This is a genomic window from Streptomyces flavofungini (assembly GCF_014650815.1).
Lineage (GTDB): Bacteria > Actinomycetota > Actinomycetes > Streptomycetales > Streptomycetaceae > Streptomyces > Streptomyces flavofungini.
Window position 1 is genome coordinate 110,267 of the sequence record NZ_BMVR01000017.1, and the last position, 24,779, is coordinate 135,045.

The 24,779-nt window shown below is 69.3% G+C and carries 24 protein-coding genes and 2 pseudogenes; 13 read left to right on the forward strand and 13 right to left on the reverse strand.

Annotated elements, in window-relative coordinates; genetic code table 11:
* Positions 1-179: 179 nt before the first annotated feature.
* Positions 180-1,031, reverse strand: a complete 852-nt coding sequence (locus IE274_RS33635; protein WP_190119730.1) for a class I SAM-dependent methyltransferase — start codon at positions 1,029-1,031, stop codon at positions 180-182.
* A 271-nt stretch (positions 1,032-1,302) separates the two neighbouring features.
* Between IE274_RS33635 and IE274_RS33640 the strand changes: the two genes are divergently transcribed.
* From IE274_RS33640 to IE274_RS33650, 3 genes and pseudogenes are all read left to right on the forward strand, one after another.
* Positions 1,303-2,169: a GNAT family N-acetyltransferase gene (locus IE274_RS33640; RefSeq protein WP_190119731.1), complete on the forward strand. Its 867-nt coding sequence runs from the start codon at positions 1,303-1,305 to the stop codon at positions 2,167-2,169.
* 102 nt (positions 2,170-2,271) lie between these two features.
* A pseudogene (locus IE274_RS33645) lies at positions 2,272-2,455 on the forward strand (transposase); the annotation flags it as partial.
* Between the two features lie 37 nt (positions 2,456-2,492).
* The gene (locus IE274_RS33650; protein WP_190119732.1) at positions 2,493-3,056 is read left to right on the forward strand and encodes a DinB family protein; all 564 of its coding nucleotides are present in this window, start codon (positions 2,493-2,495) and stop codon (positions 3,054-3,056) included.
* Positions 3,057-3,494: 438 nt separating this feature from the next.
* Here the strand turns inward: IE274_RS33650 and IE274_RS33655 are convergent, their stop codons facing one another.
* A complete protein-coding gene (locus IE274_RS33655) occupies positions 3,495-4,124 on the reverse strand; it encodes a TetR/AcrR family transcriptional regulator (protein WP_190119800.1) in 630 nt (209 codons plus the stop codon).
* Positions 4,125-4,489: 365 nt separating this feature from the next.
* Between IE274_RS33655 and IE274_RS33660 the strand changes: the two genes are divergently transcribed.
* The 3 genes and pseudogenes from IE274_RS33660 to IE274_RS33670 form a co-directional block, all read left to right on the forward strand.
* A complete protein-coding gene (locus IE274_RS33660) occupies positions 4,490-5,419 on the forward strand; it encodes a VOC family protein (protein WP_229909979.1) in 930 nt (309 codons plus the stop codon).
* A 78-nt stretch (positions 5,420-5,497) separates the two neighbouring features.
* Positions 5,498-6,379, forward strand: coding sequence for a GNAT family N-acetyltransferase (locus IE274_RS33665; RefSeq protein ID WP_190119733.1), 882 nt, complete (start codon positions 5,498-5,500; stop codon positions 6,377-6,379).
* A 79-nt stretch (positions 6,380-6,458) separates the two neighbouring features.
* A pseudogene (locus tag IE274_RS33670) lies at positions 6,459-6,647 on the forward strand (IS5/IS1182 family transposase); the annotation flags it as partial.
* A 101-nt stretch (positions 6,648-6,748) separates the two neighbouring features.
* Here IE274_RS33670 and IE274_RS33675 read toward each other — a convergent pair.
* A complete protein-coding gene (locus IE274_RS33675) occupies positions 6,749-7,606 on the reverse strand; it encodes an alpha/beta fold hydrolase (RefSeq protein ID WP_190119734.1) in 858 nt (285 codons plus the stop codon).
* A gap of 100 nt (positions 7,607-7,706) precedes the next feature.
* Here IE274_RS33675 and IE274_RS33680 point away from each other — a divergent pair, with 100 nt between their 5' ends.
* Positions 7,707-8,117 carry a winged helix-turn-helix transcriptional regulator gene (locus IE274_RS33680; protein WP_190119735.1) on the forward strand — a complete coding sequence of 137 codons (411 nt, stop codon included), beginning with the start codon at positions 7,707-7,709 and terminating at the stop codon, positions 8,115-8,117.
* Between the two features lie 158 nt (positions 8,118-8,275).
* Complete coding sequence (locus tag IE274_RS33685; protein ID WP_190119736.1) at positions 8,276-8,893, forward strand: DUF7691 family protein; 618 nt, start codon at positions 8,276-8,278, stop codon at positions 8,891-8,893.
* Between the two features lie 608 nt (positions 8,894-9,501).
* On the opposite strand, the gene IE274_RS40135 is transcribed toward IE274_RS33685, so the two are convergent.
* Positions 9,502-9,636 (reverse strand): hypothetical protein, encoded by a 135-nt coding sequence (locus IE274_RS40135; RefSeq protein ID WP_268255599.1) that lies wholly within the window; start codon positions 9,634-9,636, stop codon positions 9,502-9,504.
* Positions 9,637-9,677: 41 nt separating this feature from the next.
* Here IE274_RS40135 and IE274_RS33690 point away from each other — a divergent pair, with 41 nt between their 5' ends.
* The gene (locus IE274_RS33690) at positions 9,678-10,169 is read left to right on the forward strand and encodes a DUF6086 family protein (RefSeq protein WP_190119737.1); all 492 of its coding nucleotides are present in this window, start codon (positions 9,678-9,680) and stop codon (positions 10,167-10,169) included.
* Positions 10,170-10,438: 269 nt separating this feature from the next.
* Complete coding sequence (locus IE274_RS33695) at positions 10,439-11,554, forward strand: hypothetical protein (RefSeq protein WP_190119738.1); 1,116 nt, start codon at positions 10,439-10,441, stop codon at positions 11,552-11,554.
* Positions 11,555-11,721: 167 nt separating this feature from the next.
* Here IE274_RS33695 and IE274_RS33700 read toward each other — a convergent pair whose 3' ends face one another.
* From IE274_RS33700 to IE274_RS33730, 7 genes are all read right to left on the reverse strand, one after another.
* Positions 11,722-12,444, reverse strand: a complete 723-nt coding sequence (locus IE274_RS33700) for a peptidoglycan-binding domain-containing protein (protein WP_190119739.1) — start codon at positions 12,442-12,444, stop codon at positions 11,722-11,724.
* On the reverse strand, positions 12,441-13,079 hold the full coding sequence (locus tag IE274_RS33705) for a hypothetical protein (protein WP_190119740.1): 639 nt from the start codon (positions 13,077-13,079) through the stop codon (positions 12,441-12,443). The genes IE274_RS33700 and IE274_RS33705 overlap by 4 nt, the downstream gene beginning before the upstream one ends.
* A complete protein-coding gene (locus IE274_RS33710) occupies positions 13,076-13,624 on the reverse strand; it encodes a DUF2589 domain-containing protein (RefSeq protein WP_190119741.1) in 549 nt (182 codons plus the stop codon). The genes IE274_RS33705 and IE274_RS33710 overlap by 4 nt, the downstream gene beginning before the upstream one ends.
* Before the next feature lie 3 nt (positions 13,625-13,627).
* Positions 13,628-14,341 (reverse strand): hypothetical protein, encoded by a 714-nt coding sequence (locus IE274_RS33715; protein WP_190119742.1) that lies wholly within the window; start codon positions 14,339-14,341, stop codon positions 13,628-13,630.
* Positions 14,342-14,357: 16 nt separating this feature from the next.
* Entirely contained in the window at positions 14,358-14,984 is a 627-nt protein-coding gene (locus IE274_RS33720; protein WP_190119743.1) for a DUF2589 domain-containing protein, read from the reverse strand.
* Between the two features lie 435 nt (positions 14,985-15,419).
* Positions 15,420-16,283, reverse strand: coding sequence for a hypothetical protein (locus tag IE274_RS33725; RefSeq protein ID WP_190119744.1), 864 nt, complete (start codon positions 16,281-16,283; stop codon positions 15,420-15,422).
* Between the two features lie 377 nt (positions 16,284-16,660).
* Positions 16,661-17,563 (reverse strand): LysR family transcriptional regulator, encoded by a 903-nt coding sequence (locus tag IE274_RS33730; RefSeq protein WP_190119745.1) that lies wholly within the window; start codon positions 17,561-17,563, stop codon positions 16,661-16,663.
* 188 nt (positions 17,564-17,751) lie between these two features.
* Here IE274_RS33730 and IE274_RS33735 point away from each other — a divergent pair, with 188 nt between their 5' ends.
* The gene (locus IE274_RS33735; RefSeq protein ID WP_190119746.1) at positions 17,752-18,057 is read left to right on the forward strand and encodes a DUF1330 domain-containing protein; all 306 of its coding nucleotides are present in this window, start codon (positions 17,752-17,754) and stop codon (positions 18,055-18,057) included.
* On the opposite strand, the gene IE274_RS33740 is transcribed toward IE274_RS33735, so the two are convergent.
* The gene (locus tag IE274_RS33740; protein ID WP_190119747.1) at positions 18,038-18,871 is read right to left on the reverse strand and encodes a lipase family protein; all 834 of its coding nucleotides are present in this window, start codon (positions 18,869-18,871) and stop codon (positions 18,038-18,040) included. The genes IE274_RS33735 and IE274_RS33740 overlap by 20 nt on opposite strands.
* 290 nt (positions 18,872-19,161) lie before the next feature.
* On the opposite strand from IE274_RS33740, the gene IE274_RS33745 reads away from it, so the two are divergent.
* A complete protein-coding gene (locus IE274_RS33745) occupies positions 19,162-21,285 on the forward strand; it encodes a GTPase family protein (protein WP_190119748.1) in 2,124 nt (707 codons plus the stop codon).
* A 137-nt stretch (positions 21,286-21,422) separates the two neighbouring features.
* Here the strand turns inward: IE274_RS33745 and IE274_RS33750 are convergent, their stop codons facing one another.
* On the reverse strand, positions 21,423-22,790 hold the full coding sequence (locus tag IE274_RS33750) for a glycosyltransferase (protein ID WP_198897884.1): 1,368 nt from the start codon (positions 22,788-22,790) through the stop codon (positions 21,423-21,425).
* 795 nt (positions 22,791-23,585) lie between these two features.
* Here IE274_RS33750 and wecB point away from each other — a divergent pair.
* Positions 23,586-24,779, forward strand: coding sequence for a non-hydrolyzing UDP-N-acetylglucosamine 2-epimerase (gene wecB, locus IE274_RS33755; RefSeq protein WP_198897883.1), 1,194 nt, complete (start codon positions 23,586-23,588; stop codon positions 24,777-24,779).

The window sequence follows — 24,779 nt, forward strand, 5'->3', positions numbered from 1 at the left end:
GTCGAAATCCGCGCGCTGCACGGCGAGTTCACCGACACAAGGATGGCAACGCACGACGACGACCGTTTGGCGTCGCTCTTCGCACGCGAGGGCCCGTCGCGCATGCCCCCGTCGACGCCGCATACGTCGGCCGGTACGACATCCGCGTCAAGGTCGAGCGGGCGCAAGCCCGCACGAGGTCACAGCCGCCGGACGCGCAGCCCGCAGGTCAGCATCGGGAGGGTGAACACACCCTCGGCGGTCTCCGGCCGACTCGCGAGGTAGGCACGCATCCGGCCCAACGCGGCCTCGCGTTCCTGCTCCGGCATGACCAGCATCCCCGCCTTCGTCGCGAGGGTCGCGACCAGGGAATCGGCGGTACGCCTCTGCCCGTGCGGGAACTCGTCCTGTTCCGGCGATCCGAACCAGGCGGCCCCGCCCGCCTTGGGAAGGTGCATGTCGGCAGTCTCGGTACGCCAACTGGTGGGTACGTCACGCGGTCCGATGGCCGCGCTCCCGCCGACCCGCGCGAGTCCGTCCACCCAGTCGACCCGGTCGTCGAAGACGTTCCACAGCCCCGCCAGAACCCCGCCGGGCGCGAGCACCCTGGCGATCTCGGCCCCCGCGACGTCCATGTCGAACCAGTGCATGGCATTGCCCGACAGCACGGCATCAACGGAACCGTCCGGCAGCGGTATCGCCTCGGCGCTACCCGCGAGCGCACGGACATCCGGCAGCGCGCGGCGCAACTCGGCCAGCATCGCAGCGTCGGGCTCGACCGCGACGACATCGGCACCCCACGCGACAAGCGAGGCGGTGAGCTTGCCGGTCCCGGCACCCAGGTCGAGCACACGCAGCCCGGGAGCGTGCCCGAGGGCCCAACGCACCGCGTCCTGCGCGTAGTCCGGGCGATGTTCGTCGTAGGCAACCGCCGCCGCACCGAACGACGAGCTATGAAGCAGCCGCTCGTCCTGCCGCCGCTCCTGCTCGGTGACCACGCGGCCTCGTACGCAGTCCTGGTCTTGCTCCGTGCCGTCGTCCGTCCGCCCCATCGCAGCTCCTTTGGCAGCAGTCCGTGCCAGGTGCGCAACTCGCGGGCGGCCAAGGGGGGTTGGCAGGGCCCGGGTGGCGCAACCTATCGGCACGATGTATCGAACTGATACATCGGCAAGATATGTATGTGGCACGCATTGGCGCAAGGGTCCACTGTTGCTGGCCAACGATCAGACGAAGTGCGCAGGCGCCCAGGGTGTGTCCTGTCGATCTGACGGGCTGAGTAAAACCAGGTGCCGCCGGGCGCAGCGATGGTGTGAGATGCGGGACATGATGATCGTTCTGAACGAGCCCGGTGTCGACGGGCTGACCGGGGCCGTGGCTGCCCTTCGCGCATGGCAGGAGGACCGCACGCCGCTGCAACTCCATCCGGGAGACCTCGGCTGGGCCTGGGCGCTGGGCGCGGAGAGGCTGGCCGCGGACGTCCGCACCTGGAGCGCGGACGGACGGATCATTGCCGTCGGATACCTGGACGGCCCTGATGTGCTGCGCCTGACGACCGCGCCGGACCTGCGTCAGGACGGTGAGCTGGCGCGCCAGTTGCTGGCGGACCTCAATGATCCGGAGCGCGGGGTCCTGCCGCCCGGGAAGGTCGGCCTCGAAATCCCCGACGGCGCCCTGCTCCGCGAGGTCCTCCTGGCGGCGGGCTGGAATCTGGACGAGCCGTGGACGCCGCTGCGCCGCGACCTCGCCGAGCCGGTGCAGGACTCCGGCCTGCGGATCGAGGTAGCCGGTCCGGAGACGGCGGGGGTGCGGACCGCGGTGCACCGTTCGGCGTTCGGCAGCCCGAGGTTCACCGAGGAGATCTGGCACGTCCTCGCGGCCGGGCCGGTCTACGCCGACGCCCGCTGCCTGATCGGCTACGACGACCAGGACAACGCGGTGGCCGCGGCGACGGTCTGGTCGGCCGGGCCCGGCAAGCCCGGCCTGCTGGAGCCGGTCGGCGTGCACGCCGACCATCGCGGTCGCGGCCACGGGACGGCGATCAGCGTCGCCGCTGCGGCGGCGCTGCGTGAACTGGGTGCATCAAGCGCACTCGTCAGCACCCCGAGCTCGAACGCTGCCGCCGTCGCCACCTACAGGGCGGCTGGATACGAGCCTTCGTCCGAACGGCTGGACGTCAGCCGAGCCGCCTGAGACTGATCAGACGGCGGTATCGGACAGGCCGCGTCGCTGACCCCGGCTGGGGCCGAACGCCCTTTGAGGACATGGGGTAGGCCGGGGTTCGACGATGGTCGGATGGTGCGTCGTGGCGGATTGACCGATGCTGCCTGGGCGCGGGTCATGCCGCTGTTGCCGCGCTCCAACGCGCGTCGTGGCTGGTAGCGGGATCATCGCCAGGGCATCGAACGGGCTCTTGTGGAAGGTACGCACGGGTGCGCCGTGGCGGGATCTGCCGGAGCGGTATGGGCCGTGGAAGACCTGACATGAGCGGTGTCCGTTGTATGTAGTGTGCGGAAATGACAAGAAGCGAGCGAATCGCGGACCAGCTCGACTGGTACTGGCGCAAGAACCTGCGGCCGGGGCTGGACGGTCTTACCGACGAGGAGTACTTCTGGGAGCCGGTGCGTGGCTGCTGGAGCATCCGCCCACGTGGCACGTCGGCCGCACCGATGTCGGAGGGTTCGGGGGAGTGGACGATGGACTTCGCGTCCCCTGGCCCGGTGCCGGCGCCGGTGACCACGATTGCCTGGCGGCTGGCGCACATCATCGTCTCGTGCCTGGGCTATCGGGTCGGATGGTACTTCGACGGCCAGGACATCGAATCCGAGACATTCGCCTACGCGGGGACCGCTGACGAGGCGCTGAAACAGCTCGATGAGATGTATGGGAGATGGAACACGGGGGTCCGCGAACTCTCGGACGCTGACCTGGAGAATCCGCCCAAGACGGGTCCCGAGCCGTTTCCCATGGAGAACAGGGTCCTGCACGTCAACAGGGAGCTGATCCATCACGGCGCCGAGATTTCCCTGCTGCGCGACCTCTACCGCTGGCAGGACGGAGCCGTACCGCGCCCCATATGACTTTCCGGCAACCGGCAACCGGCAACCGGCAACCGGCAACCGGCAACCGGCAACCGGCGACCGGCGACCGGCGACCGGCGATCGAGCTTCGGAAACCTACGTGGACTCCGTGACTGGGATCTTCCATGAAGCGACAGAACTCCCGAACCGGATGGGGGGAGTCAGTACTTCACGAGTCAGTGCACGCGCCCGAGGTGGACGAAGCTAGCGCGGACCTGCTGGAGATGGGCGACTGCTTCGCCCCGCGTCCTGCTTCCCCGCTTCGGCACGGACATCGGCCACTGACGCGGACTGCTACGCGGCGGCCCCGGTATCGGCCGGGGCCGTCCACGCCGTCTCGCGGTCGGCGAGCCCGGAACACGCGGCTCGGGAGAACGGCTGCACAGCTGGGGTGCCAGCCTGATCAGCGCCCTACGACTGCCGCCGTCGCCACGCCATTCACCAGGTCATGGCCGTGGGGTCGTTGGCGAGGGCAGCGGCGAGGAGAGCGCGGAGGTGGTCGGCCTCCGGGAGGAGCGTGGCCTCGATCTCGTCGTCGGTGTGGCCGGCGAGGGTGAGTTCCTGGATGCGCCGGAAGAGCAGCCGGTCCGCCGCGGCGATCAGGGCGGCACCGGACAGGGGTGCGATGGGCGGGGCGGAGTCGGGGGCGGTGGCGGTCAGCGCCGCGGCGAGTGCCTCCTCGCGCTGGTCGTGCAGTTCGCGCAGCCGGGCGGTGAGGGTGGGGCTGTCGGCGATCATGCGGGCGAACGCGATGCCGGTGAAGCCGACGACGGGGCTGTGGTCGAGGAGGGCGGCGCGGAAGGTCCGGCCCACGGCGGTGAGCGGCTCCACGCCGGGCTCGCGCTCGATGACGGCCCGGGCCAGGCCCCCGGTGAACGCCTCGTGGTGGTCGAGGGCCAGGTCTTCCTTGCGGGCGAAGTAGTTGGTGACCGTCTTCTTGGCCACGCGGGCCGCGGCGGCGATCTCGGCAATGGTGGTCTGCTCGAAGCCCTGCTTGATGAAGAGCCTGGTGGCGCAGTCGGAGATCAGCTGCCTGGTCTCCTGCTTCTTGGACTCACGGAGCCCCATCTCGGTAGTCATGAGGGAATCTTACATCCAACATAAAAATATGCTTGACGAACTGAGGGGGCGGACCTAAAGTTACGTCCGTTGCAAAAATCGCCTCAGTGAACGGACCTGCCTTTGCGCCAGCTCACGTACCTCGTCGGCACCACCATCGCCACCGAGTTCGCGGACGCCCTTCCCGCGCCGGACCGCACGGCACTCGGCCTCGCGGACACGCTCAACACCACGCTCCGCCCCGGTCCTGACGGGACGGAGCACGGACGCCCCGGGCTCGGCCATGTGTCTCACCAGCCCGTACGCGCCGCTGCGACGAATCGCCCTGTCCCGCTCGCTCGCCACCAGCGCGGACCCGGCCGTCGAGGCAACCGATGACGACCGCTCACACGCCCGAGACGCCTGCCGCACCCGTACTTGCCACCCCCGACCTTCTTCCAGGAGTTGCCCTGAACGTCACCGCCTCCACCGTGTCCCTGACCGTCGCCGACGTCGCCGCCTCGCGTGAGTTCTTCCACACCCACCTCGGCTACCAGGTCGCCATGGCCGCCGACGGCTTCGCGTCCCTGACCCGCGGGGACGCCGCCGCCGACATCGTGCTGCTCCAGCGCGGCAGCGAGGTGCTCCCGCCCGAGCAGCGCGACCAGCAGGCCACGGGCCTGATCTTCGCGCTCACCGTCACCGGCATCGAGGCCGAGGAGCGGCGCCTGCGCGAGGCCGGCGCCCCGATCACGATGCCGCTGCGCGAAGAGCCCTGGGGTGAGCGGCTGTTCCAACTGACCGACCCGAACGGCGTGGTAGTCCAGTTTGTCGAGTGGGCCGCGCAGGAAGAGCCCACGCAGGGTGACGAGCCCGCCCTCGACGAAGCACCCGCGCAGCTCGAAGAGCCCGTACAGCCGGAGGGACCCATACAGACGGAGGAACAGCCCGCCATGCACGTCATCACGCCCACCGCCGAGAACGTCACCGAGTCCCCGAACGCCCGCATGACCGGCCTGGCCGCCCCCAGCCGCGGCAGCGAGCAACTCAGCACCTGGACCGTCGCGATGGAGGCGGGCCAGACCGGCCCCGAGCACGTCATCAACCGTGAGCAGGTCTGGACGGTGACCGCAGGCGCCCTCGACGTCACGTGTGACGGCCGCACCGAAAAGATCTCGGCGGGCCAGACCTTCGTTCTCCCGCCGGACGTGCTCCGCCAGGTCCACGCTCCGGAGGCGGCCGAGGCCCACGTGGCCATGCGCGCGGACGGCGTGGCGTCCGTACCCGGCACGGAGGGCACCCGAGTCCTGCCCTGGGCTCAGTAACGGCCCCGACGCAGGGCGCACCTCACCCACAGCCCCACGCAGCCCCTCCCCATTCGATCCCTCTCTGACGGAGATGACTTGCCCCTACGCATCACCGCCCTGACCGACCCCGAAGAGACCTCCGCGGCCCGCCGCCTGGCGTGGCTGGCCGCGGGCCCCGACGGCAGCCCCGCCGGGTACGCCTTCCTGCGCCTGTTCGCCAAGGAGGGCCAGCGCCACCTCGCCGAACTGGATGTCCAGGTCCACGCGGCCGAACGGCGCGCGGGGGCGGGCACCTTGCTGCTCGAAGCGGCCGTCGCAGCCGCCCGCGAGGACGGCCGGAGAGCCGTCGTGGCCCAGGCCCCGGGCGAATCACCGGGCGCCGCCTTCCTCGCCGCCGGAGGCTTCCGTGTGGCGCTGACCCTCACGTACGCCCGGTTGCCGCTGGCCGACGCGGACCTGCCCGCACTCACCGCCGTCGCCGAGAAGCCGCACCCCGGCTACCGGCTGACGGCGTGGGAGGGGAGGGTGCCCGACGAACTCGCCGATACGTACGCGGCGTCACGTCGGGCCATGGACGACATGCCCATGGGGGCCGTCGACTACGGCACGGTGGTCTGGGATGTCGACCGGATACGGGCGGCGGCGGACGCCGTCTCCGCGCGAGGTGACATCCTCCACACCGTGGCGGCCGTCGACGCTTCGGACGCCACCATCACCGGCTTCACCGAGTTGGTCGTCCCCGGCGACGGCACGGGCGACGCCCAGCACTACGGCACGGCCGTCCTGCCCGAACACCGCGGCCACGGCCTCGCCCGCTGGATGAAGGCCGCCTCGATCGTCACGGCCCGCGAACGCCACCCCCACCTCGGCGGCCTGCTGACCGACACCGCCGACAACAACCCGCACATGCGCCGCGTCAACGACGAACTCGGCTACCTCCCGACACACGCGGCCCACGAGTACCAGCTGGACCTGTAGGCGAGCCTTCCTGGCAAGGGCTTTCCCCTTGCCGGGCTCAGGCCCGTACCACTGGAGGCCCGGCCCGCCCGCAGGCGCCTGCTCGGCCACCACGATCCGCAGTCGACGCGACGAGTGGGTACGACTGGGCGTCTTTGCCCGGCTTGAGCAGCTCGCGCTGGGTTCCTACGACCGGATCGTCGGCCTCGTCCTTGACCAGATCGCCGTGGACGGACCGATCACCAAGGCACCTGCAGGCGGGGAGGCCGCCGGACGTGACCTCGCCGACACAGTCATCACCGTGCGCAGCCTGATCCGGCGGTCCTGGACACCTCACTGCTCGGATGAACGTCCGGGCCGGCGACCGTGATCCTTCGGCCCCGCGTCGGCTCACTTCGGCAGATCGGCGGCGAGGAAGGGAGCAAGGAGCGCGAACAATGCGTCGGGGCGGTCGAGGGGGATGATGTGGCCGCAGTCCTGGAGATGGTGTCCGACCAGGTCATCGGCGATGGGACGGAGTTGGCGTTCGAGTCCGGTGCCGACGGGGTGAGAGCCGACGGCCATGGTGGGCATGGTCAGCCGAGCCGTCGCGGCGGCGTCCTGGAGCTGCTGTGCGCTGGTGGGCAGGGCCCGGTAATAGGAGAACGCGCAGCGCAGGGCCTCGCTCCCGGTGTACGCGTGGACGAAGGCCGCGCGGATGTCGTCGGGTACTCCTCGCCCGAGCGTCCCCGAGTCGAGGAAGAAGTCCATGTACGGGGCCTCGTTGCCGGCCAGGACGGTCTCGGCGAGGTCGGGGACGGCATGGAATCCGAACCACCACGGGGCGCCGCCCGCGACGATGGGTTCTGCTCCGGGCAGGCGGCCGAGCAGTGCTTCCATCACGACCAGGCGCCGGACGAGGCCGGGTCGGCGCAGCGCGAGCAGGACGGCGGGGGCGGTGCCCGCGTCGATGCCGACCACTGCTGCGGAGGGCTCGTCGAGTGCGTCGAGCAGCCCTTCGGCGTCGGCGGCGAGGGTGCCTGCGTCGTAACCCTCGACGGCTCGTGTACTGGCACCGAAGCCTCGCAGGTCCGGGGCGATGACCCGGTACTGCCTGGCCAGTTGCCCCATGATGCCGCTCCAGAGTCGCCAGGTGTGCGGGAAGCCGTGCAGCAGAAGTACCGCAGGTCCGTCCCCGGCGATTGCGACGTTGAGCTGTACGCCGTTCGTCGCGATGCGGCGCAGTTGGTGTGCGGTGGTGGCGGGCATGACGGCTCCTCCAACTGGTTACTATTGGTGACCATCAAACGATAGGTAACTGTCCGGTCGCTTCCTAGACGGCACTTTCAGGGAAGGTGGTGAGCCACAGGTGACCACCCCAGGAGGCCGGGGCGCCGATCGTGGGGTACGCGGTGATCTGTTCGATCCCCGGTGCCCGACGCGGCAGTTGCTGGACCGCATCGGTACGAAGTGGACGTCCATGGCCGTCAAAGCGCTCGCCGATGCCGCACCGGACGAGGTGCGTTTCGCGGAGCTGAGACGCCGGATGCCCGGCATCTCGCAGAAGATGCTGTCCGTGACGCTGCGAAGCCTGACCCGCGACGGGCTGGTGTCGCGCCGAGTCGAACCGACCGTGCCGCCACGGGTCTTCTACCGACTCACCGGACTCGGACTGTCCCTGGAAACCGCGCTCGCTGGGCTGCGGACCTGGGCGGAGGAGCACATGGCTGAGATCGACCGCGCCAACGAAGCCAACGACGAGGAGGCCGATGAGGGATAGGCAGGCCGGTTCCGCGTCCAGTACTGGTCGCTCGGGTACTCGAGAAGAACAAGCTAACTGCCCTGGCCACGGCTCATGGGTTCTCATCGGGGTGACGGCGGCCGCCGACCACCGGCTCAGGTCAAGCGGTGTCAGTGGTGGTGGATACGGTCGCTTGCATGAGTCTTTCGTTGAGCGTGTTTCTCGTGGATGTGTCGGCGGCCCGGGGTCTGGTCGGGTCCGGTGACGAGCAGCTGCTGCAGGTGATCCGGGACGAGTTCGGTGGCGATCTGGCGCGTGACGACGACTGGTTCTCCTCCGAGATCGCGCAGGGTGTGCCGACCGCGTATGAGGCCCTGCGGGCGGTGGTGCACGGTGGCCCGTTCCCCAAGGGCGGATCACACGAGGCGTTCCAGTACGCCTACGCCTACCGGCGGCTGGTCTCGCTGACCGGGGGGCGGCTGGACAACAGCTCGTTCTCCCCGTTCCGCTGGGGTTGGCTGGGAATGGTGGACGAGGCCCTGCGCGAACTCGGGGTGAGCGCGGTGTCGGTCGAGGACTTCGGCATGAGCGACGGGCTGCCGGGGGACCTGCCGTGGCCGGCGGAGTTTCCCGGCTGCGGGGAGTGGACCCACGAGCAGTGCCGCAAGGCCCTGGAGCAGCTGCGGGAGGCCGAGCGTGCGCAGCGCGTCCCGCCCGCGGATCCCGCTGTGGCCCGCGCGGTGGAGGACTGCGCGGCCTGGATCATCTCCGCCGCCCAGCGCCCGGGCTACGGCGTGATCGGTTTCCAGTCGTGAGCACGGGTGCAGCGCTCCGCGCAGCGGCGTGATGCCCGGCTGAGCCGGGCCCCGGCCGCTCGGACCGCCTCAGGGCGACCAGTGCTGTGATCGCCGACTGCGGGCTACGCAGGACGATCTAGGTGCGCGCCCAAGCGGCGCGCGGTACCTGCTGTCCAGCATCCGGAGCATGAGCGTTGAGCAGAAAGCCGGGTCGAGAGGTCAGGTGACGGTACGGCAGCAGCCGCGGGCACGGCGTCGATCGTGCTGGGCGCTGCCGCCGTCGCGATGATGATGTGCCCCTTGCTGCCTGCCCGGTCCCGACGTAGGTCCGCTTCCTGGCGCTCGGCCGCCGAGAAGTTCCCGGCCGCGGTCACCGCCCACGCCGCACGCGACGACGTTCACGGCCGTGCGGCGTGGGCGGTGACGAGGACGCCGTGGCGGCGGCGAGTCGACGTCTTCCACTGACGGGTGCGGCCGTGGGGCGCAGTCGCCCGGTCGGCGGACCCACGGACGGGTGGGACCAGAGCCGGATTCGTGCTGGGCTGAACACTTCTGCTCAGGCTGGGTGAGCAGGGCCTACGACGTCGGTGATGCCACGGGGGACGCGGTGCTGCTGGGGGAGTTGTTCAGGTGAAGGGCCATCGTGGGCGGTTGATGGCGTCGTGTGCCCACAGGTACTGGGTGGCGCCGTCCTCGACTGTCATGCCGTAGTCGTACAGAGCGGGGCGGCCCGCGTCGTGCCGTACAGCCGCGGCCCTCATCGGCCACCGGCGCTGGCCAAGACGTAGCGCTGACGACGGCAATGATCCGGCTGGATACGCTGGCCTGTCATGACCATCTGCAAGGTGCCGCGGTGAGCCAGTACTTCGACATCGGCGACGAGACGCTGTGGAACCCATCCAATGGAGCTTCCCGCATGTTCCGACGCCAGGTGGCGGTCTTCGAAGCGGAGTTGGAGCTCCCGTCCGGCATCGGGCCGATGGAGAACGACGAGTGCCAGATCAGCCCCGATACCTTCGAGACCTTCGTCAACGCCCTCCTGGCGAAGCACCGAAGAACGAGTCACGCCATCTGGCTCGCGCTCTCCGAGGGCTTCATGGCCACCGTTCTCGTTCTTGCAGAACGCGCCGCGATCAAGGTGGACTGGGCACGGCACGGAGCTGCCCCGGAAGCCGCACTCGAAGACGTGCAGGTCTCCACCGTCGATGGGATGTCCGCCCCTGCGGAAGGCGCAGCCTGGGCTGCGGGTCTGTGCGAGAAGGCGTGGGAGCTGGGACGGCGCATGCCCCGCTGACCAGAGCAGTCGCCTGGCCGAGCCGGTCTGAGCCGGTCTGAGCCGGTCTGAGCGACACGGTAGACGGCACGCCGATCTGCGACCTCGTTCCCTCCACCACAGCGATGGGGCCTCGTGGCGAGATCCAGGAACCGCGATGGCCCACGGAGATGCTGACGCACTGCTGGGCCGCCAGCGGCGAGACGACTTCTCCCTGACGGATGAGAAAACACGTTGGCGGACCGCCGCCGAGCTGCGACGATGCAGCTGTTTCCCATACGGAGGGGCTTTTGTTCGTTTTCGTTTGTGCGCGGTGTGATGCCGAGCTGACCGTCCCCTTGTCCCAGGTCGCCCTTCCGGCCCACGCCCGTCAGACGTACGGGAACGGAGTCCAGCTTCCGGTGCTCATGGAGTCAGGGACGTTTGCCGTGGACCCGGCCCCCTGGGGAGGGCCGTGGCGGATGTGGGACGAGATCGATCCGGGCGAGGCGGAGGCGCGCGGCATCTACGCGCCGGTCCACGCCCTGTCCGACAGCACGCCCGGGGCGATTGTCATCGCGCCCGGAGATATTCGCGGAACCCGGCTGATCCCCGAGAAGCGCGGCGGTGCCTGCTGTGGCCTCGACGGGGCCGACGGGCCCAACATGGCCTGCGAGGCATGCGGCCTGCCCGTGGCCACCAGGGTCGACGACTGCTCACTCTGGCAGGCGGCGCGGCTCAGCTCAGACGCCGTGCGCCGCGTTCTCGTCGACGGTGTCCACGCCGCGCCGTTCTCCTGGGCGGAGCTGGCGGAGCTGGCGGAGAAGGGGGAGAGCACGCCCCCGCTCGAGCCGATTGCCACATGGGGAGGACGGGTTGGGTCCAGCTACTACTGGTCGTGGAGTCCGCAGTGGGAGGCGGCAGCCGGACAGGCGCTCGCCCACCTGCTAGTGGCCGCCGAAGGGCAGCCGGTCAAGGTCCCCGACGGTCTGACCACGGACGTATTCCAACGCGCGCTCGACGCCCTGCTGCCCGCAGGCCCGCCAACGCGGCGCGCCGTCCTGGCTGGACCGGGAGAACCCGCCCCCGACGCGGGCGTTGACATCCTCCTCGTACCGGTCCATCCCCAGACGGGTCAGACCTGGGCTCCCACCGGCCCGGCTGCAGCGGCATACCCGGTGCCCCTGCCGCTGGGGGTGTGGCGGTGGCTGGTCTCTCCCCAGCTGTACTTGCCGGTTCCCGCGTCGGGCGGCATACCTCAAGACGTCCTCCGCGACGACCCGCTCCCGCCGCGCCCCAACTACCTGTTCAGGGTGGACCGGAGAACGTTCCAGCACACCTTGGTCCGGCTACCGGCCGTTCGCAGCCCGTGGATGCGCACGATCCTCGAGAACCTCACGCAGGACAGATCGGCCGACATCTTCTGATCGGCCGACATCTTCTGGTCGACCGGCAGGCGAACGGCGCCGGACCCTCGTACCTCCCGAAGAGGCGAACATCTGCTGTCCATGCTCGGATCGGGCAAGATTTTCGTGAGGTGTTCACGGCCGCTGGGCGCGCGCCCTCCCGGGGGTGGTCACCCGCTGGGTCTGGGCTACTGGCCGAGTTCGACGTGCAGGTGATTGTCGTGGCCGGCGAAGTGGCGTACGCCGGTGACCTCCGCGTCATTGAACAGGATTCTGCGGACCGACCCCTGGGCGAGGAGGGCTTCGACCAGGGTGCGGGTGCCCTCCCGGCTGTAGCGGGAGTCGCCGAGGGACACGGGGCCGCGGGCATTGTCGGTCCGAAGCGGGCGCAGGTCGACGTGCCGGCCGGCGCGGTGAGTGGTGTGCGGGGGCATCTGGCCGCCCTGCTGGAAACTGATGTCGCCGGCGCCGAACTCGAGTCCCACCCTGTGCAGGGCGGCAGCCGTGGACGTCAGCAGTTGCAGCATGGTGTCGGTGCCGTACTGGCGCTCCGGGGCGGAGTACGCGTAGTGGCCGTTGCCGTGGCCCGGGAATGGGGAGAGGCGGAGGCCGTCGGCTGGTCCGGCGGCAGTCGCGGGGTCGCTGCGGGGTGACCTCTTCTGGTCGCGCACCTCGGCCGCGAGCCGCCGCAGGGTTTGGCCGCCGGGGTCCACCCGTCCGTCCGGGGTACGCAGGAAGGCCGCCTGATACGTGGTGATGGCCTGGCGCGTGTCCGGTCCGCACACACCGTCCACGGCCAGCCCCGCGTCCGCGGCGCGGTTGAGCAGGTCCTGCACGACGCGCACGTCATCGGGGGTGTTGGTCCCCCCGGCGCCGACCGTCGCGGAGAGGGAAGGGGCAGTTGTCGTCATCGGGTGCCTCGGGCGGTTCGGGGTGCGGTGCGCCGGGTCGGCCGGGGTGCGGTGAGGAGGTAGCGGCACTCGCTGCCGACCGTGCGCACCTGGACGGTGCCGTCGCCGACGAGCCCGGCCAGCACCGCCTCCGCCGCCTCGATGCTGCTGCGCGCCGTGCGGGCCAGCACGGACACGGAGGCCGCCCGGCGGCCGCGGCGCTGCAGCTCGGCGAGAACGGCCGCGCGGACCGCTTCGGTCGCGGGCAGACCGGGGCCGGTGGGGCCGACCGGAGCCGCGCGGCGTCCCGTGGGGCCGGGCGCCCTCATGGCCGGGTCGGCCGGACGGGTTCCGGGGCTGCCCGGCGCATCAGGGGCGAGCGAGGCAAGGCTCCGCATCACCTCGACGTACGGCTGGAGCATCGCGTAGATCCGCCCCGCAGTCAGCGCGATCTGCTCGAAGTCGGCCAGCGCCCGCGGGTCGAGGGGCGCATCCGTCGACCACCGCTGCGCGAGCAGCACCTCGGCCATACGCCGATAGGCGCTCCTGCCCCCGGGGAAACCGGCCGCTTCCAGCGCCCGCTCCAGATGATCGAGGGCCTGTGTCGCCGCATCCGTGCTCTCTACGACGTGGTCCTGGTGCACCGGCCCTGTCATGACCGCTCATCCTCCGCGGGCCGCGCGGCTGTGAGTTCCGTCAGATCGAGCAGTCGTTCAAGGCCGAGCGGCAGTTGTGTGCTCTCCACCGTGACCTCCACCTCGATGCCCGCTGTCTCCCGGGTCTCCCGGGTCGTCCGGGTCCGGGGGACGAAGCCCTTGAGGATCACCTGCTGCGGTGCCAGGCCGCCCAGCGGCTGCCGCACACCCCGCTCGCCGTCGGCCGGCTTCTCGACCGTCGTCTCCGTGATGTCGTAGCGGAAGGACACCTTGGAACTGCGCACGGTCAGTGTCGGGATCGCCACCAGGGCCAGCAGCGGCACCTCCAGGACGAACTCGGCGGGCTGCTGGTTCTCGTCGAGCCTGGTGTACCGGACGCTCACGGTACGGAAGCGCTCCTCGCCGTCGTCGCCGCGGAGCAGGCCTATCTGTTCGACCAGCGCCAGCGTGCTCGCCGTCGCCTCGCGCTGGCCGTTGACAACCGCCGCGAGCAGGGCGCCGAGAAGCTGGTCCAGTCCGAGGGAGGTCAGGTCGCGAATGGGCATGTCTCAGGGCTCCGTTCGAGTGGCGAGATCGACGAACTCCTCGACGTCGGCCAGCGCGACGGTCAGTTCGACCTGCTGCAGCGTCTCCGCAGCCCGCTCCTGCAGCCGGTCCGCACTCACCTCGACCTCCACACGGGAGCGCAACGCCTGCTCAGCCGCAGCCCATTGACGTACCCGCTCGGCGAACGGGCCTGCCCGCAGGGCGAGCTCACGCTGCACCTCCTCCTCCCAGCGGATTCTGGCGAGCCGTGCCCGTGCCGCGGGCGGGAGGCCGTCCACCTGCTCGGCCACCTGCACCAGCGTCGAGTCGACCAGCGGGGCGGTGTCGCCGTCCACCGCACGGTCCAGCTCGCGCTCACCGACACCGACCGGGTTCCTGCGCACCGCGTCCTGAAGCAGCCGGACCACCTCGTCCAGTCCGGCGTCCGGATGGCTGGTGCTCAGCCGCGGCAGCACCTGGTCCCGGACGATGGCGTTCCACACCCGGCTCGCCCGGACCCGGTCCGGCCGCGATGGTTCGGGCACCTCGACTCCTGTGACCAGAAACCGAAGCCGCACCGTCAGGTCCGCCACGGCCACCCGCGGCACGGAGAACGACGCCAGCACCGGGTCCTCGCGGTACGCCTCCAGAGCCTGTGCGGTGAGCGCGTCGGCGGCCAACCGCGCCCGCAGCACGTCGGTGAGCAGACCCCCGAGCACTTCTCCCAGCCTGGGCACTCCCCGCCTCCCGCAGCTACGCCGGAGCCTCGGGCTTCGGCTGCTCCTGGATGGCCTGTTCGAGGATGTCGAGCATGCGGGAGAGACCCGCAGGCATCTCGTCCTGGGTGGCCCGGACGTGGATCTGCATCGCGTACTCGCGCTGCTGCCGTTCGGTGCTGCTCGACTTCTGGTTGTACGTCGCCGACACGCGGGCTTCCATCTTGATCGGGCTCCAGAAGGAGCTGTAGCTGCCTTTGACCTGCGAGTCGAGCTTGAACGCCGAACTCGTCTTCCGCTCGACCGAGTCGGTCAGCTTGGCGTTGAAGTCGATGGTTATCTCATCGATCCTGATGTAGGGGATCGGGGTGATCGCCAGGAAGGGCACCGTCAGCGAGAACTGCTCGGGAGCCTCGTTCTCGCCCTTCTTCGTATAGCTGAAGGTCACCGACCGCAGTTCGCCGGCGTCCGCGTCCTTGTCGACGTCGGTGAAGACCAGGTCCTGATCGTCATCTCCGAAGGCCGGCTGCTTGAAACCGACTTTGTGGATGAACTCGATCGTTGACTGCGCCGCGAGCGCCTGGGCCTCGACGGCGGCCTTCAAAGGGGCGCCGATGAGCTGGGAGAAGGGAATTTGCTGGAGTTCTTCGACCGCGCGTGACATGGCAATCCCCCTGCTCTGCGGTACCGCCCGAGTGGGCACGGTCCATGCAAGGACTGGGGGCGACCGCCGTCAAGGCGGACCGAGCGCCTCCCCGGTCAAACAGAAGTACTGCGCTGGAACTGTTCGATGCATCTGGCGTAACGCGTGCGAGCAGACCCGGGCGAGCGGCTCCGCAGAGCCGGTGCCGTTGCCGCACCGTCCTCGTCACAGCCAAGATCGAGCCAGAGGGCCTGACGGAGAGCTCCCCCTACCTGACCGAGCACATGACGGGGTCGGGTGAACGCTCCATCCACGGCCCCTGGGCTCAGGACGCGCCGGCCATCACGATCAAGGTTGTTCCCCGCCCCGCACGTGCGCATACAGAGGAACGATCCGTCTTCCTGGGGGGACGCCGTCGTCTGATCACTCCCGCACACGGGTATGGGTGGCGCAAGGTCAGGCGCGGTTCCAGTTCCCGCAGTGCGTGGGCGAGGGGTTGGAGATCCGGCGGACGCAGACCATGAGTTGGTCGTGCTTGTTGTAGAGGATGCCGGTGCGTGCCGCGTAGCCGCCGTCCGCCAACGCGTCGACCTTCATCCAGTCGGCGAACCCGTACTTGTCGCTGACCAGCGCGATTTCCGTGTCCTTGCGGGAGGTGCGGACGAATCCGAAGGTCTTGATGGCCTCGCCTTCGTCCATGCGGATGCGCATGACCGCTTTGGTGTGGTTGCCGACCTTCACGGTGGTTCCGGGGACGTCGGGTCCGGCGCCGGGGTATTCGTGGTCGTCGTAGTTGGCCTTGGCCTTGAGGTGGAGGTCCGGGTAGTTGTCGATCTTTCCGCGGCCTGTGCCGTTCTGCCGGTGGCCGCCGGCGTCCTCGCGCAGCCAGGCCCCGCACTTCCGTTCATCGGGGTCCACGATGCATCCCCGGATGGAGGTGTTGCGGTTGTCCAGGACCCCTGTCTCGATCTCCTCGCCCCACTCTTCGGATTCCTTCTTGCCCCAGCACTTCTGGCCGCTCTTCTTGTCCTCGATGTAGAACCTCACATGGGGCCCACCGGCGGTCAGGACGCCGTAAGTGTCCTCCCGCATGTAGTGCCACTGCCACATCTGCAGCTTGGAGTCCACGACTTCCGGGTTGTACTTCTCCTCACCGGGATAGAGCTTGTCGCTGCCCCAGTCGAAGCCTTCGTCATCGCAGCTGTTTCGCGGCTCGGGCGCCGCAGGCTGCCCGGCAGCGGAGCCGCCGGTCGCGGTCAGTGCGCCTGCCGCCAGAAGCAGTGAGGCGAAGCCGATTGTGGCCGCGCGGTTCTTTCCCATCGAAATCCCCCTCGGTCGCTGTCGTCCCGTCCGAGCAGCGGGCGTACGCACAGCTCGGTGCTGCGGAGCCCTGCATGCTGCCCGGGGGGTGATGCTCCTCGCGCTCACGCGCCGCCGGAAGGTGTTTCGGGGCTGCCCGAAGCATGGAGACCTGTGCGCTACTGGGTGCCATCCATGCCCGGTTGGAGAGCGAGTAGGGATCGCTGATGACCATCGCCGAGTGCTGCCGCGCGCCGACGCACGTCAGCATCAGCGGCGCAACCGTCCTCCGGACAACGGGACTTGGTAAGCCGGATCGCGGATCGCTTGTCTCGAACCCGGCCTCGGGGGAGCGATCTCGCCACCGCAGGTGTCTGTCTCGCTTGACCTCTTGCGCGTCAGTCCGGCAGCCAGTGCAGCTCGTGCGCCAGGGTTTTGGCGACGGCACGGATGCGGCGGTGCAGCGGTGACTGCTCGCGTGGGAGGACCAGGTGGATCGTGAGGCTGGGCGCGCCCCGTAGCGGTCGCCAGGTGAGACCGGCCGGTTGTGCCGTGGCCGCGGCTTCTCCGGCCGGGGCGAGGGTGACCCCGTCGCGCAGGTCGCGCTGAGACATGTCGAAAGAGACTGCGGGCGTGTGGAATCGGGGGTGTGGTCGGGTGTCTCGGAACAGTGCGGACAGCTGATCGTGGATCACGGGGTTGGCCGCACGGTCCGGGAGTCGCAGCGGATACGCGGCCGCGTCGGCGATCTCGATCTCCGTCTGTTCGGCCAGCGGATGGTGCTGCGCCAGCTGGACCCCGATGCGCGCACGCCGCAGCAGGAACCGGCGCACGCCACGGCCCGGCTGTTCACCGCGGGTGATCCCGGCATCGATGCGGCCGTCGGCGACCGCGGGGGAGATCTCCGGTGTCGCCATCGGGACCGCGCCGACCTGGAGTCCGCTGTTGCCGCGAATCAGCCTGTCCACCAGGGCCGGTGCCGTCTCGGCCCCGGCGCTGAGGCTGTATCCGATGCGCAGCGTGCCCAGTTCACCGGCCGCCGCGCTCCGGGCGGTGTCCCATGCCCGGTCCAGCGCCGCCAGCGCGGGCGGCGCGGACTCCGCCAAAGCCGCACCGGCCGTGGTCAGTACGACGCTACGCGTGTTGCGGACCAGCAGGGCCGTACCGAGTTCCGTCTCCAATCGGCGCATCCGGGCGCTGAGTGCGGGCTGTGCGATACCGATCCGTGCGGCCGCGCGGGTGAAGTTCAACTCCTGCGCCAGTACCAGGAAGTACCGCAGGCTCACCGTATCCGGCGCCACGTACCCTCCCTGCCGATTGATAACGATCCGTTCTGAGTCTATCCCGTACCGGTCTTTCCCTCGGCCGCAGATCAAGCCCTAACCTGCGCATATGACGATTCAACTGACCGCAGTAGTGGTCGCCGGGACCGATCGATCTGCGTGTCAATTCGAAGTCGGACGTGTCCGGCCGAACACAGGAGGTTTTCATGGCTAAGGGCTACTGGGTCAGTGTCTACCCCGCCATTTCTGACCCTGAGGAGCTGACTGCCTACGACAAGCTGGCCGGTCCGGCTGTCCAGGCTGAGGGCGGGCGCACCCTGTCCCGGATCCCGTCCCGTGGCGGTCGAGTCGTCGCCCACGAGGCCGGAATCACGCAACGCGTCGTTCTGATCGAGTTCGACAGCTTTGAACAGGCCGTCGCGGCATACGAGAGCGAGGCATACCAGAAGGCGCTGGTGGCCCTCCCCGACGGCATCGAGCGCGACTTCCGCATCATCGACGGCATCGACTGACCGGCGGGCCCGGCCATCGCTGAGCATCCGTAAGCCGGCCGCCCAGCCACACCGCGCAGCGCACCTGCTCCCCGAACGCCGTCCTGAGATCCTTCACGAGCGCGACGACGTCTCCGCCGTCCGCCAGGTTCGTCCACGTCAGCTGCCGGCCGCCCGGCCACACTCCGCGGGGCTGCCCTCCCAAGGCGAGCGGTGCCGACTGGAGGCGGTGAAGGATCAGGTTGGGGATGCCGAGCGGCGATCCGATCGTGACCAGGGCCCGCACCTGATGACCGGGACGCGCACACAGCGCCTCATAGGCGACGACGGAGCCCAGCGAGTGGGCGACGACGACCCGGGTGTCCTCGCCGATCCGGCCGACCAGCCGTGCGAGCGCTTCGGCGCGCAGATCCGGGTCGGTGAGGTAGCTGTGCACCTGCTTCAGGTCGAACACCATCGCCCGCAGCGCAACGCCGGCGAAGAACCGTGACCCCGACAGAGCCATCAGCGCCGCCTGTACTGACCGCGGCATGGAGACCAGCGTGTCCGCCTCCGGCGGGACCACGGCCGGATCACTTGCGGCGGCTGCCTGCCACCAAGCGAGCAGCAGCTCCCGCTCGAAGCCTTCTTCGACATCGGCAGATGTGTAGGGAGGGCCACCGGCCGCCAGGAACTCTCCGTCGGGGCGGAACAGGTTGCCGTAGAACGCCACCGCTACATCCGCCTCCGCGAGGCGATCCGCGGCGCCGTCGTGCGTCAGACCGTCGTTGAGGGCTGGTAACCACTGCCGACGCAGCGTCTCCTCGCCGAGCGTCTGCTTGCCGATACCGTGCACTGCCACCACGCAAGCCATGCCCGTACCCCCGAACTCACCCCCGGATTACGGTGGTCAACACTGTAGAGCCAGGTACAGCGGTGAGCGCCGGGAGCGGAGAGCTGCTGTCGCTTTGCCGCCCTGCGCCCGGGTGCGTGCCGCCCCGGCCGCCCTGCCTGTCGCCACAACATCGACCGTGTAGGTCCACGTCGTTGATCCCGGCGAACACGAGAGGATCCCCACTATGTGTCGGTCGGCGTGACTGGCACCGTCACCGGCCGCAGGCGAACCCAACTCAAGAGGCCCGAGCCATGCGGGAATTCCGTGAACGCTCACACCACCCCGCCGACCTGGGCTATACCTGTGCCGTGACTGTGCCGAGGGACATAGACGAAGTACGCAACGAGTTGCGCGCTGTTCTCGATCGGTGCGAGGGGTGGCTGCGCGCCGCGTCAGCCGCTCCTGAGACTCCGGCGGAATGGCCGGAGGAGGTCCTCGGCGACGCGGGCACGATGACACGGCTGCGGACACGTGCGGCCTCAACCCTGATCAACGTGGCGCTGCTGGGCGCTTTCTCGTCCGGCAAGAGCTTCCTTCTCAGCGGCCTGCAGGGCGGGCTCGAGCTGGTCGAGGTACCGACCGCCGACGGTCACACGGCAGACAAGTTCGTGGGCCTCCTGCCTTCATCCCCCGTCCCCACCACTGCGTGTCCCGCCAGCGTGGTGCCGGTGGACGACCAGTCCAGCTTCGAGGCTTCGGGCACCGGTTATCTGAGGGTGCGCTTCACGGATTCCGGAGAGGACAGGTGGGAGGAGGTGGGGAACTCCCCGGCCCCCTCTGTGGTCGCGGCGTATGCGATGCAGGATGCGGATGTGACCGACCGGCTCAGGCCTCACCGCGGACGTGAGGTGGCCGAACTGGAGATCATGCTCGCCGGCGCGAAGCTTCCGGCGAAGCTCTACGACCTCCCCGGCTATGGTTCCCCGAATCCGGTCCACGACATGATCGTCCGGACGGCGATGGCCGACGCGGACTGCTTCATGTACGTGTCGCACGCCAGCCGCACGCTCTCGGAACGTGACCTTGATCTGATCCGTTTCCTGTACGACCACTATCTGTTGTCGGGGAAACAGGTGGTGTGGGTGGTCACCGCCATCGACGCGGCAGCCAATCTCGACCTCCGGAACATCCCGGAGTGGAAGGCGACGATCGCCCGCAACAACACGTACCTGCGAGACAATTTCACGCTGCCGAACGGCCAGCCGGATCTCGGCTTCATCGGTGAAGGCTTCCTGCCTGTCTCCCCGGCTTTGGAAGCACGTGCGGACAAACTCGGCGCCGAGGGAGCGGAGGCCGCAGCGCAGCGGCAGCGTGCCGAAAGCCGCATGGAGACACTGCGTCAGGCGATCGAGGACCTGATCAGTACCGGGACCGGCGCCCGGCACATCGGCGCGGTGGCGACGGAGGCCCGGATCCTCATGGCCCCGCGGCACCAGGCGCTTACCGTGCGGCTGCGCGACGAACGCCTTGAGATCGACGAGCTCAAGGAGTTGCTGAAGAGCGAGCGGCAGCGACTGGAGCTCCTCGACACCGCGTTGCCGCGTATGCGCGAGGAGCTTGAGCGTAAACTCCACAACCGCATCGCGCGGACCGTTCGCCCCTTCACCCGACTGTCCGCCCATCTCCACGCCGAGCTGGACGATGTCATCAGGGCCACGGACCTCAACAGGCCCACCAAGGCGAACCAGATTCAGGTGTCGAAGGCCCAGGCGCTCCGTACCTGGATCGAAGGGCCCACCGGTCCGGCGACGCTGTGGACCGAGGAGTTCGAAGGCTTCAAGAAGGACCTGGTCCAAGCGGTGGACCAGGTCTTCGGAGACAAGGATCTCGCAGGACGGCTTCCGGACTTCACTCTTGACGTGAACAGCCTGTCGCTTCCCCAGCAAAGCAGGCGTTCGACCACCCGCCACGACGTGGTGCAGCGGGCAGCGGCGCTGGTCGGCATCGTCACCCCCGTCGCAGCCAGCGGGGGCTGGCTGTACGGTCTGGCCGCGGCCGGCACGCTCTTCCCGCCCGCCGGCCTTGTCGCCGGGGTCGCCGCTCTGGTCTTCGTCGGTGTTCAGCGCCGGAAAGGCCGGATCAGTTCCCTGCAAGTCCTCCAGGACGAGTGGATCGGCGCGATGGACGCCGAAGTCGCCGCGATCAAGGAACAGTTCACGCTGGCAACAGGTGTTCAGGGAACCGATGTCGTCGATCATCTGATGGACAATCTGGCGCAATACCGGGAGCAGCTCGAACAGTCCCGCGATCGCATCAGCGAGCGCATCGCGAACCCTGAGAATCAGGTCCGGCAGGGACTCGTCGACCAGCTCGAACCGCTGTGTGCCGAAGCGGACGTTCTCGTCGAGTCCCTCCGGGCTTTGGAGGCGCTCTGACCGGGCGGCGGCATGCGCGTCGCGACGACCCAGACCCGGGCCGAACGCCGAGCAGGGCGTCGCGAGTGCGCCCTGGACTCCGCTCGCGGTCCGTCATCCGTGGCCACCGGCATACAGACTGTCCGTAGGGCACCGGCTCATGCCGCGGCGAGCGGCTCCGCCTCGCGGGTGGTCTTGGTCCAGCCGGTGTGGCCGCGCACCATGCGGAACAGGGCACGCCAGGCGCAGAGGAACGAGAGGTAGTTCATCACGACGAAGGAGTGGCCCAGGAGCAGGGCGCGGGCCGGGCCCACCTGCTTGTCGCGGCGCAGGTAGGCGAAGGACGTGGCGAGGGCCGGGGCGAAGGCGAGCAGGTACCAGGCGGTGACGTTGAGGGGCCACTTGAGCCAGGTGGCGTTCACGGCAACGGCCCGTCGGCCGCGTAGCACCAGGACGTTGGGACTGCGGATGAACCAGATCAGGCAGTACTGGAAGAGCAACGACCAGGGCAGGTCGAGGATCCAGGGCACCAGGAGGTAGGCGAACATCTCCAGGGCGGCCAGGTGCCGCATCCGCGGCGCCCGCCAGATCTCGCCCATCCGTCGGATCGCCGTCATATGGCCCTGGTACCAGCGGGTGCGCTGGCGGACGAGCCGGCGGAGATCGCTGACGCCCTGCTGGTCGACGGAGGCGTGCGCGGTGGTGCGGAGCCGCCAGCCTCGTACGGCCAGGCTGATGGCCAGGTCCAAGTCCTCGGTGAGCGACTGCGACCAGGGCCGCTCGCCCAGTTGGTCCAGGGCTGTGAGGCGGGTGAACTGGCCGTTGCCGCCGAGGCTCACCGTGGAGGTCCAGTTCCGGCCGAACTGGGTGACCGCGGCCATGGCCCAGAACTGGTAGTCCTGAAACCAGGTCAGGAAGTTGCCGCGGCGGTTGCGGATGCGTACCCCCAACTGCACGCCGCCCACGCGGGGATCGTCGAACAGCGGCAGGACGTGGGAGAGCGCGCGGTCGGAGAGCCTGCCGTCGGCGTCCATGACGCAGACGACCACGTCGGCGGGGTCCTGGCCGCGGGCGGCGACCTGCTCGCGGATCAACCGGATGCCATGGTTGAGCGCCTCGCCCTTGCCCTCCCGGGCGTGGGGGAGTTCACGGCGCAGCACGGCCACGTCCCCATCGCCTCCGGCCGCCCGCGCCCCGGAACCGGCCCGCCCGGCGACCTCGCCGGTGGTGTCGTCGGAACCGTCGTCGATGACCACGACGGTGGTACGGGGCCCGAGCAGCCCGGTGACCGTGGTGCCGATCACCGACTCCTCGTTGAGGCAGGGGACGAGGGCGTAGAGGTGGCGGCGGTCGCGGCGGTCCAGGTGCGGGCTGCCGTAGGCGGCGTCGCCCTGCACCCGTAACGAGGCTTTCTGGCGCCGCAGTTCAAGCAGGCCCGCGCCCATGGCCAGGGCGAGATAGCCGGCGGACATGCCGATGACGGTGTAGCCGATGGTGTCGACGGCCTTGAGGAGGGCGCGCTTCACCGGGGCACCTCCTGTTCTTGATGATCCATCAGGGAGGAGGGTGCGGGGGTCGGGTACAGGTGATGCGGTGTGGGCGCACGGGAGGGGGCGGGCGGACGCGACGGGGCGGGTGGATGCGACGGGACGGGCCGCGGCCGACCACGCCCCGGAGGCGGTGCCGCCCGCTCCCTTCCGGGCAGTCGCCGCTGTAGCTCCCGCGCCAGGAGGAAACCGGCGGGCAGCGCGGCCGCGCCGAGCGCCGCGATCAGGGTGCCGCGCCCTGTTCCCGCCCGTGCCGCTGCCATGCCGCCGAGAAGCGGCCCGGTGAATCCCATGTACATGGCGCGGGCGTACCTCCGGGCAGGGGAGAGCGCATGTGGGGCGCGGGACGAGCGCCCGTCCACTCTCACCGAGAAACCGGCCGCTGACCAGACCCCCGTGCGGAGTCAGACAGACACCCGGAGGCTTTTTCGCGTCGATGCCGAGAGAATCTGACCCCCAGCTCTGTGAGGGCACCAGGAGATTCCCGCTCTCCTCGTGAGAACGCTGCCCGGATCCGGCCAATCGTGCTGTATCCGACCCATTGCACACCGTGCATACCGGGAGTTACTTTCATCGGCGGGCTACCCCCGGGCATGAGTCGCCGGAATCCCTGACCGGTACCCCTTTCAACTTCCGCGCGATTGCGTGATCTTTCGTATCGAATCTTTCGTGCTGCTACGTGACGGGTGGTGATCCAGTGCGCCATAAATTCCTTCGCGACGCCGGAGAAACGATGGTCAAATTTCCCGCACGACGGACGGAGAAACTAGCGCGTTGAACAAGCGGAAGCGCATCGCGATAGTCGTGGGCACCCGCCCCGAAGCCATCAAGCTCGCCCCTGTCGCGCACGAGTTGTCCCGCACGCGCTGGGCGCAGCCGGTCCTCGTCACCACCGGCCAGCACGGCCCGGTCGTCCACGAGACGCTCGCCTGCTTCGGGCTGCGCGCGCAGGTCGAGCTGACCCTGCCGCCCGGCCCGCACTCGGTCAGCGATCTGACGGCCGGTCTGCTCAGCGGGCTCGGCAAGGGGCTGAGCTCACCCGCGACGCACGCGGTCGTGGTCCAGGGCGACACCTCGTCCGCCCTGGCCGGGGCCATGGCCGGGTTCTTCTCCTCGATTCCCGTGGTGCACGTGGAGGCGGGACTGCGCTCCGGGGATCTGCGCAGTCCGTTCCCCGAGGAAGCCCACCGCCGGATGATCGCCGAGGTGTGCGACCTCCATCTGGCGCCCACTCATGCCGCTCGCCGGAATCTGCTCGCCGAGCGGGTGCGGGCCGATCGGATCCTGGTGACCGGCAACACCGTGATCGACGCGGTCGTCAGCGCGAGCCGGCGCGCACCCGTCGGCGACGACCCCGTACCGCGCCGCGCGGCACGCGACGGCGCGCCGCTCGTGCTGGTGACGGCGCACCGCCGGGAGAACTGGGGCGAGCCGATCCGGCGCATCGGCCGGGCGGTGGCAATTCTCAGCCACCAATACCCGGAAGTCACCTTCGTGGTGGCAGCACACATGAATCCATTGGTCCGTACCGCGCTTGAGGAATCACTGCCCGGCCGCCCCAACGTGCAGTTGCCGGGGCCCATTCCGTACGACGCCTTCGCGCGACTTCTGGCTCGTTCCATTCTGGCGATCACGGATTCCGGCGGAATCCAGGAAGAGGCCGCCGCCTTCGGCCTGCCGGTCCTGGTGACCCGGGACAACACCGAGCGAACCGAAGGCATTGATTCCGGTATCGCGCGGCTCGTCGGTACGGACGAGTCGGAGATCGTGGCGGCGGCCGAAAAGGAATTCGCACGCGAGGGCGCGCCATGGGGCACGGGTGCCGCGAATCTGCCATTCGTGCGGCGCAATCCCTATGGCGACGGGCGGGCGGCCCGGCGATGCGCGGCCGCCTGCGGCTGGCTGCTCGGCCTGACACCCAGGCCGCCCGACATGCCCGACATCCCGATGGACCTCCCTAAGGAGTAG

Excerpts from the sequence above, each read along its gene's own strand:
- IE274_RS33650 (WP_190119732.1), top strand. The coding sequence starts at position 2,493 with ATGACAAGAAGCGAGCGAATCGCGGACCAGCTCGACTGGTACTGGCGC.
- IE274_RS33660 (WP_229909979.1), top strand. The coding sequence starts at position 4,490 with ATGACGACCGCTCACACGCCCGAGACGCCTGCCGCACCCGTACTTGCC.
- IE274_RS40135 (WP_268255599.1), bottom strand. The coding sequence starts at position 9,636 with ATGAGGGCCGCGGCTGTACGGCACGACGCGGGCCGCCCCGCTCTGTAC.
- IE274_RS33685 (WP_190119736.1), top strand. The coding sequence starts at position 8,276 with ATGAGTCTTTCGTTGAGCGTGTTTCTCGTGGATGTGTCGGCGGCCCGG.
- IE274_RS33640 (WP_190119731.1), top strand. The coding sequence starts at position 1,303 with ATGATGATCGTTCTGAACGAGCCCGGTGTCGACGGGCTGACCGGGGCC.
- IE274_RS33635 (WP_190119730.1), bottom strand. The coding sequence starts at position 1,031 with ATGGGGCGGACGGACGACGGCACGGAGCAAGACCAGGACTGCGTACGA.
- IE274_RS33705 (WP_190119740.1), bottom strand. The coding sequence starts at position 13,079 with ATGACAGGGCCGGTGCACCAGGACCACGTCGTAGAGAGCACGGATGCG.
- IE274_RS33735 (WP_190119746.1), top strand. The coding sequence starts at position 17,752 with ATGGCTAAGGGCTACTGGGTCAGTGTCTACCCCGCCATTTCTGACCCT.
- IE274_RS33745 (WP_190119748.1), top strand. The coding sequence starts at position 19,162 with ATGCGGGAATTCCGTGAACGCTCACACCACCCCGCCGACCTGGGCTAT.
- IE274_RS33720 (WP_190119743.1), bottom strand. The coding sequence starts at position 14,984 with ATGTCACGCGCGGTCGAAGAACTCCAGCAAATTCCCTTCTCCCAGCTC.
- IE274_RS33655 (WP_190119800.1), bottom strand. The coding sequence starts at position 4,124 with ATGGGGCTCCGTGAGTCCAAGAAGCAGGAGACCAGGCAGCTGATCTCC.
- IE274_RS33725 (WP_190119744.1), bottom strand. The coding sequence starts at position 16,283 with ATGGGAAAGAACCGCGCGGCCACAATCGGCTTCGCCTCACTGCTTCTG.
- IE274_RS33690 (WP_190119737.1), top strand. The coding sequence starts at position 9,678 with ATGATCCGGCTGGATACGCTGGCCTGTCATGACCATCTGCAAGGTGCC.
- IE274_RS33710 (WP_190119741.1), bottom strand. The coding sequence starts at position 13,624 with ATGCCCATTCGCGACCTGACCTCCCTCGGACTGGACCAGCTTCTCGGC.
- IE274_RS33700 (WP_190119739.1), bottom strand. The coding sequence starts at position 12,444 with ATGACGACAACTGCCCCTTCCCTCTCCGCGACGGTCGGCGCCGGGGGG.
- IE274_RS33675 (WP_190119734.1), bottom strand. The coding sequence starts at position 7,606 with ATGCCCGCCACCACCGCACACCAACTGCGCCGCATCGCGACGAACGGC.